Below are 13,465 nucleotides of genomic sequence, written 5' to 3'. Positions count from 1 at the left end.
GCCGCTTCGCGCCAGCCCCCAAGGGGACTTCCTTCCGGGCGGAAAACCTGGGGCGGCCCGGCGTTTTCTTGAGGCCGTCGCTGCGGTGCAAGGCCGCGCCGGATGGCCGTCATGCGTCGGCGGGAAACCGGCGCGCGTCGATGCCGACGTCAGGCAAGGCCCGCGGCAAGCGCTGCGGCGACCGAGCCGGCCACCAGCACGACGCCGAGCGTGCGGCGCTTGTTCAGCTCCGTCCACAACAGCACGCCCGTCAGCGACAACAGGATCAGCGAACCCGCGATCGTGTCCATCAGCAGCACCCAGCCGAGATTCATGCCGACGCCGCGATGCAGGTTGTTCAGCGTCGTCAGGAACGTGTTGCCGCTGCGCTTCACCGACACGTAGCCGTTGCCGACCCAGTATTCCGCCTGCAGGTTCTGGTGCGGACCGAACAGGCCCATCTGCCAGTGCTCGGGCTGCATCACGCGCTTGTCGCCCCAGGCGACCGGCTGCGCAGGCTCCTTGCGCACGCGGCCCGGCCGGCCGTCGAAGTGCAGCTCCTGCTGGAGCCACTTCGTCATCGCGGCGGGCGACTTCGGCACCGGGTCCGGCAACGCGATCTGCATCTGCTCGACCTGCGGTTCGCCGGTCGGGATCTTCAGCGGCGGCGCACGGTGGTTCAGCAGCACGCCCGTCACGCCGAACAGCAATCCGAGCACCGCGCCCCACAGTCCGACCCAGCCGTGTACCTTGCGCAGCCATTTGATGAAGGTCGCGCGGCGCGAGCGCTGGCGGCGCCCCTCCAGTTCGGCGTCGCTCAGGGGGCGTGCGGCCGGATGCAGCACGGTAACGCCCGCAGGGGGCCTGCCCGCCTGCGGCGGGGCGATCGTTTCGGGCGCGTTCACGCGAGAGTATCCATTCGTTCAAAGCAACGGGCGGCGCACGGAAAACGTACGCCGCCCGGACAGCATGAAAATGAGAATGGATATCATTACACAAATGAAGCGGCCGCTCAATCCGCCGGCACACGATGGAGCGGGCGAGAAAGTCCAGAGATAACCGAAAAAGCATACTGATCAAGCGCAGATTCCGGTCAATAGACGAAAAATACCGACGAAATGATCGCGAAAGACCCGGACAGCATTTCGCAAGAAAACCCGGGTGGGCGGGCGGCTGGGCGAGCGTCGGCGTCAGCTTCGGCTTCGGCTTCGGCTTCGGCTTCGGCTTCGGCTTCGGCTTCGGCTTCGGCGCGGGCGTAGACGCAGCGCCTCAGCAGCGCAACTGCTCAGCGGCGCAGCGGCGGCAACGGAAAGCGCGGCGCGGCGTCACCCGGTTCGGGCTCGGTGCGATCGAGCGCATACAGCCAAGCGAGCAGATCCGCGACGGCCTGGTAAAGCTGCGGCGGAATCCGGTCGTCGAGGTCGACCTGCATCAGCAGCGACACCATCTCCGGCGCGGTATGCACGTACAGCCCCGCATCACGGGCGCGCGCGACGATCATCTCGGCGAGCAGGCCATACCCCTTCGCGACCACGCGCGGCGCGGCATCGCCGCCTTTCGGATCGTAGACGAGCGCGGCCGCGCGCTTGCGCGACGTCATGCTCATCGCGGCGCCTCGTCGTCGGCGCCCGGCATGCCGCCAGCCGCACTGCGCGCATACGCGGCAGCGGCCGCCTGCGCGACGAGCGGATCGAAGCCGTCCGGCTCGTCGCCGACCGCGCGGATCGACAGTCCGCCGAGCTGCAGGCCCGATCCCTCGAACCGTTGCCGCAACGCCGCCTCGTTTCGCGTGAGCCGGTCGGCACCGGCCGAATTCGCGCGCAGCCGCACGACGAGCTGCTTGCCGTTCAATACCAGTTCCGCGTCGACCGTGCCGAGCGACGGCAACGTGAGCGTCAGCCGCGTGCGCCAGGCGATCCCGTCCCCCGTGTCGTCGCCGCTGCGCGACGCGCGGCCGCCCGGATCGTCGGGCTCGATCGTCCAGTCGAGCCGTGCGCCGGGCCATGCCTCGCCCGCCCAGCGAAACTGGTCCGTCGCGAGTGCGTCGAGCTGCTGCCGGACGATCGGCACGGCAGCCGGATGCACGGGAGCCGATGCCTGCGCCTGCGGATCGGCCGACGCGGCGGCCAGTTCGACGCGCGCAGGCGTCCAGCGCGGGTCGGGGTGGTCGCCGAGCGGGTCGGTCAGCGCGGCTGCGCCCGACGCGGTACCCGGCCGGGCGGCCAGCTGCGTGTTCTGCACGAGCTCGTGCGGCACCGCACCGCCCGGCACTGGCGCGCCCGGCTGCATGGCGGATCGCGGCGCCGCCGCCGGCAACGGCAGACGCTGCGCGAGCAGTTCGTCGAGCACATCGGGCGCATCGTGCTGCGCGGCATCCGGGGCGGGCTGCACCGGCACGGTCGTGAGGCGCGCCTGCGGTTCGCGCATCAGCGCGGCGAGCGGGCGTTGGCCGGCCAGCCACTGCGCGAGATGGGATTCGTAGAAAAGGCCGCTTTCGCTCACGGCCTGCGCGAGCGCCGCGCGCAACGCCGCGACGGGCGGTGCGGCCGCCGCAGCGCGCGCGGCCGCGACGTCGGACGCGGGCGCTGCGCTGGAAGAAGCGCTGGAAGAAGCGCTGGAAGAAGCGCTGGAAAAAGCGGTAGAAGAAGCGCTGGAAGAAGCGGCGGAAGAAGCGCCCGGATCGGAAGCGCTCTGCCCATCCGGCGACGCGGCCGCCGCGACGCTCAGCAGCACGGAAGGGTCGGCCAGCAGCGGCGTGCGCCCGGCGATCACGGGCGTCGCGACACCGCCCGAGCGCGAGATCGCATCGAGCGCGAGCGCGACATCGGACAGTGCCGTCTGCGCGGACGCCGGCGGCGCGGCCGGCGTGGCCCCCGTCGCGGACGGCGACGACACGCCGGCGCCCGGCGTGCCGACCTGCGCGGTCGCGCCGCCGCCGGCGGGCGCCGTCACGGTGCCGGCCAGCAGGCTGTCGAGGCGGCTCGCCAGCACGGCGGCCGCAACGGAGTCGATACCGGTCATGATCGAAGCCTGCTCACCTCAGCCACATCGTTGCGAAGCCGGGCACGCGGCTACCGCCGCCCCGGCAAACGGGCACTATCCGCGAGCGCGGTAGAGATCGGTCAATACCTCGGTCGAGCGCCGCGCCTCGAACAGCGCGGACAACCGTGCGACTTCCGGGCTCGCGAGATCGCGGATCGCGGCGTCGTCGGCGAGGATGCGGCGGATCAGCGCGAGCTTGCGGCCGAGGTCCGCTTCGTCGAGCGCGACGCTCGGAGCGGCCGCCTTCAACCCGTCGACGAGCCTCAGGAATTCGGCCTGCAACTCCGGCAGCGCGCGCCAGTCCGAGCCGCGCGCCGCGCACAGCATGCGGCCCGACACGGCCGCGAGCGCCTCGTAGCGAGCGAAGTATTCGGCCTTGAGATTCATCGCGCCGCGCCCGCCGCCTGTTGCGCGGCCATGCGCGCGACTTCCGGAGCGATGCCCGTCCACGCTTCCTCGAGCGTCGCGAGCAGCCCGTCGACCTCGACCAGCATCGCGTCGCTCGCATTCAGGTTGGCTTCCAGCAGGCGCCGGCCGATATAGGCGTACAGCGCGTCGAGGCGCCCGGCGATCTGGCCGCCCGCGTCGCGGTTCAGCGACGCCTGCAGGCCGCTCTCGACGATCCCGATCGCCTTGCCGATCGCTTCGCCGCGCGCGGGCACGTTGCCCTGCTGCAAATGCATGCGCGCGAGCGCGATGGCCTGCCGCGCGCCCTGATACAGCATCGCGATCAGCCGGTGCGGGGACGCGCCCATCACCCCCGTCTCGACGCCGACACGCGCGTACGCACTGGCTCCAGCGTGTCCTGGGGAAAACATGCGCTTCTCCTTGTGATGCGTTGGCTATGCAGTGGCCGCCGCCCTGCGATGCACGACGCGGCCTCGTTCCAGAGTTATCGGAAGGGAATTGGAAAGCTTTAGGTGAGTGGGCCGCCGGCGCGGCAGGCAGGCTGCTCCCCTGGGCGGCTGCCCCGGAAGCCCGTCGCCGGACGCCCGCCCGTCAAACCGACATCTGCATGATGTCGTTGTACGCGCTCACGAGCTTGTTGCGGACCTGGAGCCCGAACTGGAAGCCGATGTTGGCCTTCTGCATGTCGACCATCACGTCGTTCAGCGACACGTTCGCCGCGCCGACCTCGAACGCGTGCGCCTCGCCGAGCGCGTGCTGCTGGTCGCCGCTGATCTTGTCGAGCGACGCCTTCATCGCGCTCGCGAACGTGCCGGCCGTCGCGGCGCCCGAGCCGGCGAGCGCTGCCGCCGGGCTCGCGACGCCGCCGCTCGCCTGCGCGGCCATCGCCTGCATCTGTTGCAACACCGAACCGATTCCGCTGACGTTGGCAGCCATGCTGTCCCCAGACCTGTAAGAGATGAGACCCGGGCACACCGGGCGTTTCCGGCGGCGCCGCACGACGCGCACCATGCCGGATCGCGAAAAAGGATAGCAGCGCGGCGCGCGCCAAAGCCGCGAAAGTACGGGGGAAACCCCGCTCTTTTCGGTCGATCGGAGTCGCGCCCGGGTCCCGATAATCGCATCGTGTCATTGTCCGTCCGCTCGTCCGAGCGGCTCAGTCGTCCCGCTCCGGAGAAACTCCACGCATGGATTCGCAGGCCAACTCGCTGATCAACCCCGACGCCCGCACGGGCCTCGCCAGCCCGGTGCCAGGCGCCACCGTGGCCGCCGCGTTGCCGGGAGCAGGCGGCGCCGGCGCGGACTTCGGGTTCGGCGGCTTCGCGGAACGCATCCCCGGCATCTCGCGGATGAAGGGCAACCCGAAGCTGCCGTTCGTGATCGCCGTCGCGTTCGCCGTCGCCGCGATCACCGCGCTCGTGCTGTGGAGCCGCGCGCCCGACTATCGCGTGCTGTACAGCAACCTGTCGGACCGCGACGGCGGCGCGATCATCGCCGCGCTCCAGCAGGCAAACGTTCCCTACAAGTTCGCCGACGCGGGCGGCGCGATCCTCGTGCCGTCGAACCAGGTCCACGAAACGCGCCTGAAGCTCGCCGCGATGGGCCTGCCCAAGGGCGGCTCGGTCGGCTTCGAGCTGATGGACAACCAGAAATTCGGCATCAGCCAGTTCGCGGAGCAGGTGAACTACCAGCGCGCGCTCGAAGGCGAGCTGCAGCGCACGATCGAATCGATCAACGCGGTGAAAACGGCGCGCGTGCATCTCGCGATCCCGAAGCCGTCGGTGTTCGTGCGCGACAAGGAAGCGCCGAGCGCGTCGGTGTTCGTCGACCTCTACCCGGGCCGCGTGCTCGACGAGGGCCAGGTCCAGGCGATCACGCGGATGGTGTCGTCCGGCGTGCCCGACATGCCGGCCAAGAACGTGACGATCGTCGACCAGGACGGCAACCTGCTGACCCAGACGGCCTCGGCCTCCGGCCTCGACGCGAGCCAGCTCAAGTACGTGCAGCAGGTCGAGCGCAACACGCAGAAGCGCATCGACGCGATCCTCGCGCCGATCTTCGGCACCGGCAACGCGCGCTCGCAGGTCAGCGCCGACGTCGATTTCTCCAGGCTCGAGCAGACCTCGGAAAGCTACGGCCCGAACGCCTCGCCGCAGCAGACCGCGATCCGCAGCCAGCAGACCAGCACGGCCACCGAACTCGCGCAGGGCGGCGCCTCGGGCGTACCGGGCGCGCTGTCGAACACGCCGCCGCAGCCGGCCTCCGCGCCGATCGTCGCCGGCAACGGCCAGAACGGGCCGCAGTCGACGCCCGTCAGCGACCGCAAGGACCAGACGACCAACTACGAACTCGACAAGACGATCCGCCACGTCGAGCAGCCGATGGGCAACGTGAAGCGGCTGTCGGTCGCCGTCGTTGTCAATTACCAGCCGGTGGCCGACGCGAAGGGCCACGTGACGATGCAGCCGCTGCCACCCGCGAAGCTCGCGCAGATCGAGCAGCTCGTGAAGGACGCGATGGGCTACGACGAGAAGCGCGGCGACTCGGTGAACGTCGTGAACAGCGCGTTCTCGACCGCCAGCGATCCGTACGCCGACCTGCCGTGGTGGCGCCAGCCGGACATGATCGCGATGGCGAAGGAAGCCGCGAAGTGGCTCGGCATCGCGGCGGCCGCGGCGGCGCTCTATTTCATGTTCGTGCGCCCGGCGATGCGCCGCGCGTTCCCGCCGCCCGAGCCGGTCACGCCGGCGCTCGCGGCACCGGAGGATGCGGTCGTGCTCGACGGCCTGCCCGCCCCGGACAAGGCCGACGAGCCCGATGCGCTGCTGCTCGGCTTCGAGAACGAAAAGAACCGCTACGAACGCAACCTCGACTACGCGCGCACGATCGCCCGCCAGGATCCGAAGATCGTCGCCACCGTCGTGAAGAACTGGGTGTCCGATGAACGCTGAAGGCCTGACCAAGAGCGCGCTGCTGCTGATGTCGATCGGCGAGGAAGAGGCCGCTGAAGTATTCAAGTTCCTCGCGCCGCGCGAGGTGCAGAAGATCGGCGCCGCGATGGCCGCGCTGAAGAACGTCACGCGCGAGCAGGTCGAGGACGTGCTGCAGGAGTTCGCGAGGGAAGCCGAGCAGCACACCGCGCTGTCGCTCGATTCGAGCGAGTACATCCGCTCGGTGCTGACCAAGGCGCTCGGCGAGGACAAGGCCGGCGTGCTGATCGACCGGATCCTGCAGGGCAGCGACACGAGCGGCATCGAGGGCCTGAAGTGGATGGACTCGGGCGCGGTCGCCGAACTGATCAAGAACGAGCATCCGCAGATCATCGCGACGATCCTCGTGCACCTCGACCGCGACCAGGCGTCCGAGATCGCATCGTGCTTCACCGAGCGGCTGCGCAACGACGTGCTGCTGCGGATCGCGACGCTCGACGGCATCCAGCCGGCCGCGCTGCGCGAGCTCGACGACGTGCTGACCGGCCTGCTGTCGGGCAGCGACAACCTGAAGCGCAGCCCGATGGGTGGCATCCGCACCGCGGCCGAGATCCTGAACTTCATGACGAGCAATCATGAGGAAGGCGTGCTCGAAAGCGTGCGCCAGTACGACGCCGACCTCGCGCAGAAGATCATCGACCAGATGTTCGTGTTCGAGAACCTGCTCGACCTCGAGGATCGCGCGATCCAGATGGTGCTGAAGGAAGTCGAGTCGGAAACGCTGATCATCGCGCTGAAGGGCGCGCCGCCCGCGCTGCGCCAGAAGTTCCTCGCGAACATGTCGCAGCGCGCGGCCGAACTGCTCGCCGAGGACCTCGACGCGCGCGGCCCGGTGCGCGTGTCCGAAGTCGAGACGCAGCAGCGCCGCATCCTGCAGATCGTGCGCAACCTCGCCGAAAGCGGCCAGGTCGTGATCGGCGGCAAGGCGGAAGACGCGTATGTCTGATTCCGCGCGCGAGCCCGCCGGCACCCTCACCGCGTACCAGCGGTGGGAGATGGCGTCGTTCGATCCGCCACCGCCCCCGCCGCCGCCCGACGCTGCCGCAGCGGCCGCCGCCGCGCTCGCCGCGGACCTGCAGCGCGTGCGCGACGCCGCGCATGCCGAAGGCCATGCGGCCGGTCACGTCGAAGGGCAGGCACTGGGTTACCAGGCCGGTTTCGACCAGGGCCGCGAGCAGGGCTTCGAAGCCGGCCAGGCCGAAGCCCGCGAACAGGCAGCGCAGCTCGCGGCGCTCGCCGCGTCGTTCCGCGAAGCCGTGTCGAGCGTCGAGCACGATCTCGCGTCCGACCTCGCGCAGCTCGCGCTCGACATCGCGCAGCAGGTCGTGCGCCAGCACGTGAAGCACGATCCCGCCGCGCTCGTCGCGGCGGTGCGCGACGTGCTCGCCGCCGAACCGGCGCTGTCCGGCGCGCCGCATCTCGCGGTAAATCCGGCCGACCTGCCCGTCGTCGAAGCCTATCTGCAGGACGAACTCGATACGCTCGGCTGGAACGTGCGCACCGACGCGTCGATCGAACGCGGCGGCTGCCGCGCGCACGCCGCGACGGGCGAGGTCGACGCGACGCTGCCCACCCGCTGGCAGCGCGTCGCCGCCTCGATCGGCAAGGTGAGCGCATGGTGACGCCCACGCCCGCATCCATCCTGCACGACGGGATGACGCCGCTCGAGCGCGAACTCGCGCTCGCGTCGTTCGGCCCCGACGGTCCGCACGACACCGCGCACGACGCGCCGGCACACGCGACGGATGCCGCCTGCGACACGCCGCGTGCGCCGCACAATCCGCATCTCGCGCACTGGCGCACGCACCTGAACGGGCTCGCGACACGCAGCCATCGCGCGCTGCCGCTGCGGCCGTGCGGGCGCCTCACGCGTGCCGCGGGCCTCGTGCTCGAGGCGATCGGGCTGCGCCTGTCGGTCGGCGCCGAATGCACGATCGAATTGCCGCCCGGCAGCACGCTGCCGCACGCGGAAGCGGAAGTCGTCGGGTTCTCCGGCGATCGCCTGTTCCTGATGCCGACCACCGACGTCGCCGGCGTCCTGCCCGGCGCGCGCGTATGGCCGCTGGAGGCCGCGCCCGTCGCCGATCCGCTCGCGGGCGCCAAGCGGCTGCCGGTCGGCTGGGAAATGCTCGGGCGCGTCGTCGACGCGTCGGGCCGCCCGCTCGACGGCCTCGGCCCGCTCGGGTCGAAAGTCGATGCGCCGCTGTCCGCGCCGTCGATCAACCCGCTCGATCGCGAGCCGATCCACCACGTGCTCGACGTCGGCGTGCGCGCGATCAACGGCCTGCTCACCGTCGGCCGCGGGCAGCGGATGGGCCTGTTCGCGGGCTCCGGCGTCGGCAAGTCGGTGCTGCTCGGCACGATGGCGCGCTACACCAGCGCGGAAGTGATCGTGATCGGGCTGATCGGCGAACGCGGCCGTGAAGTGAAGGAGTTCATCGAACAGATCCTCGGCGAGGACGGGCTCGCGCGCTCGGTCGTCGTCGCGGCGCCGGCCGACGTGTCGCCGCTGCTGCGGATGCAGGGCGCCGCCTACGCGACGTCGCTCGCCGAGTATTTCCGCGACCAGGGCAAGCACGTGCTGCTGCTGATGGATTCGCTGACGCGCTACGCGATGGCGCAGCGCGAGATCGCGCTCGCGATCGGCGAGCCGCCCGCGACCAAGGGCTATCCGCCGTCGGTGTTCGCGAAGCTGCCCGCGCTCGTCGAGCGCACCGGCAACGGGCCCGAAGGCGGCGGCTCGATCACCGCGTTCTACACGGTGCTGACCGAAGGCGACGACCAGCAGGACCCGATCGCCGACTCGGCGCGCGCGATCCTCGACGGCCACGTCGTGCTGTCGCGCGCGCTCGCCGAGGCCGGCCACTATCCAGCGATCGACATCGAGGCGTCGATCAGCCGCGCGATGACCGCGCTGATCGACGAACCGCATCTCGACCGCGTTCGGCAGTTCAAGCAGATGCTGTCGCGCTACCAGCGCAATCGCGACCTGATCGCGGTCGGCGCCTATGCGCCCGGCCGCGACGCGCAGCTCGACCGCGCGATCGCGCTCTACCCGCGCATCGAATCGTTCCTGCAGCAGGGCTTTCGCGAATGCGCACCGTTCGAATCGAGCCTCGCCGCGCTCGATGCGCTGTTCGACGTACACGGAGGCTGAACCCGATGGCACACGGCTTTCCCCTGCAACTGCTGCTCGATCGCGCGCAGGAAGATCTCGACACGGCCGCGAAGCAGCTCGGCACCGCGCAGCGCGACCGCACCGCGGCCGCCGAGCAGCTCGATGCGCTGCTGCGCTATCGCGACGAATACCACGCACGCTTCGCGCAGTCCGCGCAAAGCGGGATGCCGGCCGGCAACTGGCGCAATTTCCAGGCGTTCATCGATACGCTCGACGCGGCGATCGCGCAGCAGCGCAACGTGCTGGCCGCAGCCGAACGCCGCATCGACGAGGCGCGCCCGAACTGGCAACAGAAGAAACGCACCGTCGGCTCATACGAAATCCTGCAGGCGCGCGGCGTCGCGCAGGAAGCGCAGCGTACCGCGAAGCGCGAACAGCGCGACGCCGACGAACACGCCGCGAAGATCCTGCGCATGCGGGCCGACGCGGCCCGCTCGGCGTAGCCGCTCACCGCTTTCGAACGAGAGAATCGTCATGCCTCCCCTGCCCCTGCTCGGCGCGCTGCTCGACACCGCCGGCACCGCACTCAAGGCCGTCCGCGACGCGGGTTCGTCGGCCGCCGCCGGCAAGACCGCCGGCAACGATGCCGCCACCAGCCCGGCCGCCGTGCCGTTCGCGCAGACGCTGAAGCAGAGCGTCGGCACGCGGCACGACGCGGCGAATGCCGGCAAGCCGGACGCCACGACGAAACAGGTGTCGGCAGCGCCGGCCGCCGGCACGAAGCCGTCCGGCACAGGCGACGACAAGCCGACCGACGACGCGAACGCGACGCCCAATCCCGACGCCGCCGCGCTCGCAGCGACCGCCGCCGTGCAGGCGCAGTTGCTGGCTCGCACGAACGACGCGGCGCCGGCCGATGCCGACAGCACCGCCGCCGCCGCGCAGACGACGGCCGTGTCCGGCCAGCCCGACGCCACGGCCGCGCTGACGAATCATGCCGGCAAGGATGCGGCCGCCGAGCCGGCTGCCCCCGCGTCGGGTCGCGACGCGCTGCAGGCCGCGCTGGCAAAGCTGACCGGCGGCGCGAGCGCGATCGCGATGCCCGCGACGGGTGCGGCAGCGGCCGCAGCGCCCGCACCGGCAGCGACGACGTCGGCCTCGACCGCCGCCGCGCTGACGCCGAAGGTCCCGACCTTCGACCGCGCGCTCGCCGACGCCAAAGGCGCGCCCACGACACAGCAGCCCCCCACGCAGGCCGCCGCACCGGCGCTGCAGGCCGGCGCAACGGCCCAACCCGCTGCGCAGCACGCATTCGCGGCCGCCGAGGAAACCGCCAGCCCGGCCGCCGACGCAACGGTCGCTGCCGCCGCCACGGCTGCGGCAGCCGCCCAGGCGAACCTCCAGGCATCGCCCGCAGCAAGCACGATCGCCGCGGCCAACCCGCATGTGCTCGCGCCGCACGTCGGCACCGCCGACTGGACGGATGCGCTGAGCCAGAAGGTCGTGTTCCTGTCGAATGCGCACCAGCAGAGCGCCGAGCTGACGCTGAACCCGCCGGACCTCGGCCCGCTGCAAGTCGTGCTGCGCGTCGCGGACAACCACGCGCATGCACTGTTCGTATCGCAGCACGCGCAGGTGCGTGACGCGGTGGAAGCCGCGCTGCCGAAGCTGCGCGAGGCGATGGAAGCGGGCGGGCTCGGCCTGGGCAGCGCGACGGTCAGCGACGGCGGCTTCGCGTCGCAGCAGCAGAACCCGCAGCAAAGCTTCGCCGGCGGCCGGTCGTCGCCGCGCGCGCGCGCCGGATCGTCAGCCGTCGACGCACCGGTCGACGCCGCGCAATCCGCATCGGCCGCCGCGACCGTGAGCCGCGCGGGCCTCGTCGATACGTTTGCCTGAGCATCGCGTCGCTCGCGTGCCGGTATGTGCCGGTATGTGCCAGTGCATGCCGCTCAGCGACCGTGCGCCGCCGCGGCTGCCTCGCCGCGCGGCACGCCGCCCCGGCGCGCCGCGACGATGAAGTCCGCCGCGCGTTCGCCGATCATCACCGACGGCGCATTCGTGTTCCCGCCGATCAGCGTCGGCATCACCGACGCATCCACCACCCGCAGCCTTTCGACACCCCGAACGCGCAGTTGCGGATCCACGACCGCGCGCGCATCCGAGCCCATCCGGCAGGTGCCGACCGGGTGATAGATCGTGTCGGCGTGCGCGACGATCGTCGCGCGCAGCTCGGCTTCGCTCTGGCCCGCGCGCGTGTACAGCTCGCGCCCGCCCTGCGACGCGAGCGGCGCCTGCGACAGGATCCGGCGCATCGCCTGCGCCCCGCGCACGAGCAGATCGAGATCGCGCGTATCGCTGAAGAAGCGCGGGTCGATCAGCGGCGCGTCGCGCGCATCGCCGCTCGCGAGCGCGACCGTACCGCGGCTGAACGGGCGCAGCGCGCACACGTGCAGCGAATAGCCGAAGCCCCAGTGCATCCTGCGGTTGTGATCGTCGACGAGCGCCGTGCAGAAATGCAGCTGCAGGTCCGGACGATCGAGCGACGGATCGCTCTTGATGAAGCCGCCGGCCTCCGCGACGTTGCTCGTCATCATCCCCGTGCGGCTCGAGAAATAGCGCGCGAGCGCCGGCGTCATCTTCGCGATCCCGCGCAGGCAGATGCCGACCAGCTCCGACGAATTCACGCGCGTGTTGATGATGAAGTCGATATGGTCGATCAGGTTGGTGCCGACGTCCGGCGCGTCCTGCACGACCGCGATCCCGTGCCGGCGCAGTTGTTCCGCCGGCCCGATCCCCGAGCACATCAGCAGTTGCGGCGAATTGAACGCGCCGGCCGACAGGATCACTTCCGCGCGCGCGCCGAGCGTCTCGACGCGTCCGTCGCGCGACACCACCACACCGACCGCGCGCCTGCCGTCGAAGCCCACGCGCAGCACCGTCGCATCGGTGATCACATGCAGGTTCGGCCGGTCGCGATCGTAGATGTACGCACGTGCAACGCTGCAGCGCGAGCCGTCGCGATGCGTGACCTGATAGAAGCCGACGCCTTCCTGCGTCGCGCCGTTGAAGTCGTCGTTGAGCGGATAACCGGCCGCGTGCGCGGCCTGGATGAATCGTTCGGAGAACGGATTGCGAAAGCGCAGATCGGACACCGTCAGCGGCCCGTCCGCGCCGTGCCAGGCGTCGGCGCCGCGCGCGTTGCCTTCCGCGCGGCGGAAATACGGCAGCACGTCCTGCCAGCCCCAGCCCGTCGCGCCGAGTTGTGCCCACTCGTCGTAGTCGCCCGGATGGCCGCGCGTGTAGATCATCGCGTTGATCGCGCTCGAGCCGCCCATCCCGCGTCCGCGCGGCTGGTAGCCTCGGCGGCCGCCGAGGCCCGGCTGCGGCACCGTTTCGTAACCGTAGTTCGTGCCGAGCTTGAACGGCACGAGCGCCGCGATCCCCACCGGCATGTTGACGAGCAGGTTGCGCGCCGTGTGCGAACCGGCCTCGATCAACGCGATCGTCGCGTCCGGGCATGCATCGGCGAGGCGGCTCGCGAGGCTCGCCCCGCCCGATCCTCCGCCGACGATGATGTAGTCGTATTGCATGTCACGTCTCCTTCGTGTCATGAACGGCACCCGGCGCGGCCCGGCTCCCGCTTGTAATGTTCGGGCATTGTAGGAATGGCCGTCGCGCGCGCGGCACGCCGATTCAAGAGCGATTCCTCTAAACGCCCGCGTGAACTAAATTTAAGATGTATCGATGAATTCGACGCGATGCAGCGGCCGCCAGAAGCCGCGCCGTCGCGAAACTGGGGAGACGACGATGCAGCGCGACGTTCTGCAGGCCGCGTGCCGACCGGGTTGTCCGGACGCACCGCGCGCGGCCCGCATTTCATTTCAAACGGATGCCCCGACGGTGACGTGCAACACCGTGCGCGCGGCCG

At 70.6% G+C, this 13,465-nt stretch carries 13 protein-coding genes; 6 read left to right on the top strand and 7 right to left on the bottom strand.

The genetic code is table 11. The features are described from left to right. Positions 1 to 149 precede the first annotated feature (149 nt). The 6 genes from NQV17_RS22970 to fliE all read right to left on the bottom strand — a co-directional run bounded on the left by NQV17_RS22970 (position 150) and on the right by fliE (position 4,365). A complete protein-coding gene (locus NQV17_RS22970) occupies positions 150 to 884 on the bottom strand; it encodes a PepSY-associated TM helix domain-containing protein (RefSeq protein WP_257773999.1) in 735 nt (244 codons plus the stop codon). 380 nt (positions 885 to 1,264) lie between these two features. After that, the gene (locus NQV17_RS22965) at positions 1,265 to 1,585 is read right to left on the bottom strand and encodes an EscU/YscU/HrcU family type III secretion system export apparatus switch protein (RefSeq protein WP_044848841.1); all 321 of its coding nucleotides are present in this window, start codon (positions 1,583 to 1,585) and stop codon (positions 1,265 to 1,267) included. Next, on the bottom strand, positions 1,582 to 3,000 hold the full coding sequence (locus NQV17_RS22960) for a flagellar hook-length control protein FliK (protein WP_257773998.1): 1,419 nt from the start codon (positions 2,998 to 3,000) through the stop codon (positions 1,582 to 1,584). The genes NQV17_RS22965 and NQV17_RS22960 overlap by 4 nt, the downstream gene beginning before the upstream one ends. 75 nt (positions 3,001 to 3,075) lie before the next feature. Continuing rightward, positions 3,076 to 3,408: a flagellar protein FliT gene (locus tag NQV17_RS22955; protein ID WP_257773997.1), complete on the bottom strand. Its 333-nt coding sequence runs from the start codon at positions 3,406 to 3,408 to the stop codon at positions 3,076 to 3,078. Beyond that, positions 3,405 to 3,839, bottom strand: coding sequence for a flagellar export chaperone FliS (gene fliS, locus NQV17_RS22950; RefSeq protein WP_257773996.1), 435 nt, complete (start codon positions 3,837 to 3,839; stop codon positions 3,405 to 3,407). The genes NQV17_RS22955 and fliS overlap by 4 nt, the downstream gene beginning before the upstream one ends. A gap of 181 nt (positions 3,840 to 4,020) precedes the next feature. Further along, positions 4,021 to 4,365 carry a flagellar hook-basal body complex protein FliE gene (fliE, locus tag NQV17_RS22945; protein WP_124570749.1) on the bottom strand — a complete coding sequence of 115 codons (345 nt, stop codon included), beginning with the start codon at positions 4,363 to 4,365 and terminating at the stop codon, positions 4,021 to 4,023. Between the two features lie 251 nt (positions 4,366 to 4,616). Here fliE and fliF point away from each other — a divergent pair, with 251 nt between their 5' ends. From fliF to NQV17_RS22915, 6 genes are read left to right on the top strand one after another with little or no spacing between them, the layout of a single operon-like run. After that, positions 4,617 to 6,380 carry a flagellar basal-body MS-ring/collar protein FliF gene (gene fliF, locus NQV17_RS22940; protein ID WP_257773995.1) on the top strand — a complete coding sequence of 588 codons (1,764 nt, stop codon included), beginning with the start codon at positions 4,617 to 4,619 and terminating at the stop codon, positions 6,378 to 6,380. Further along, positions 6,370 to 7,365: a flagellar motor switch protein FliG gene (gene fliG / locus NQV17_RS22935; protein WP_257773994.1), complete on the top strand. Its 996-nt coding sequence runs from the start codon at positions 6,370 to 6,372 to the stop codon at positions 7,363 to 7,365. Before fliF ends, fliG begins: the two co-directional genes overlap by 11 nt. After that, positions 7,358 to 8,041, top strand: coding sequence for a flagellar assembly protein FliH (fliH, locus tag NQV17_RS22930; protein ID WP_257773993.1), 684 nt, complete (start codon positions 7,358 to 7,360; stop codon positions 8,039 to 8,041). Before fliG ends, fliH begins: the two co-directional genes overlap by 8 nt. Then, a complete protein-coding gene (gene fliI, locus NQV17_RS22925; RefSeq protein WP_044849245.1) occupies positions 8,035 to 9,576 on the top strand; it encodes a flagellar protein export ATPase FliI in 1,542 nt (513 codons plus the stop codon). The genes fliH and fliI overlap by 7 nt, the downstream gene beginning before the upstream one ends. A gap of 5 nt (positions 9,577 to 9,581) precedes the next feature. Beyond that, on the top strand, positions 9,582 to 10,040 hold the full coding sequence (gene fliJ, locus NQV17_RS22920) for a flagellar export protein FliJ (protein ID WP_044849246.1): 459 nt from the start codon (positions 9,582 to 9,584) through the stop codon (positions 10,038 to 10,040). A 31-nt stretch (positions 10,041 to 10,071) separates the two neighbouring features. Beyond that, positions 10,072 to 11,433, top strand: a complete 1,362-nt coding sequence (locus tag NQV17_RS22915) for a flagellar hook-length control protein FliK (RefSeq protein ID WP_257773992.1) — start codon at positions 10,072 to 10,074, stop codon at positions 11,431 to 11,433. A gap of 53 nt (positions 11,434 to 11,486) precedes the next feature. Here NQV17_RS22915 and NQV17_RS22910 read toward each other — a convergent pair whose 3' ends face one another. After that, complete coding sequence (locus NQV17_RS22910) at positions 11,487 to 13,127, bottom strand: GMC family oxidoreductase (protein WP_257773991.1); 1,641 nt, start codon at positions 13,125 to 13,127, stop codon at positions 11,487 to 11,489. Positions 13,128 to 13,465 lie beyond the last annotated feature (338 nt).

This window comes from Burkholderia sp. SCN-KJ (genome assembly GCF_024656005.1).
Classification (GTDB): Bacteria; Pseudomonadota; Gammaproteobacteria; order Burkholderiales; family Burkholderiaceae; genus Burkholderia.
This window is presented reverse-complemented; position numbering and strand designations above follow the sequence as displayed.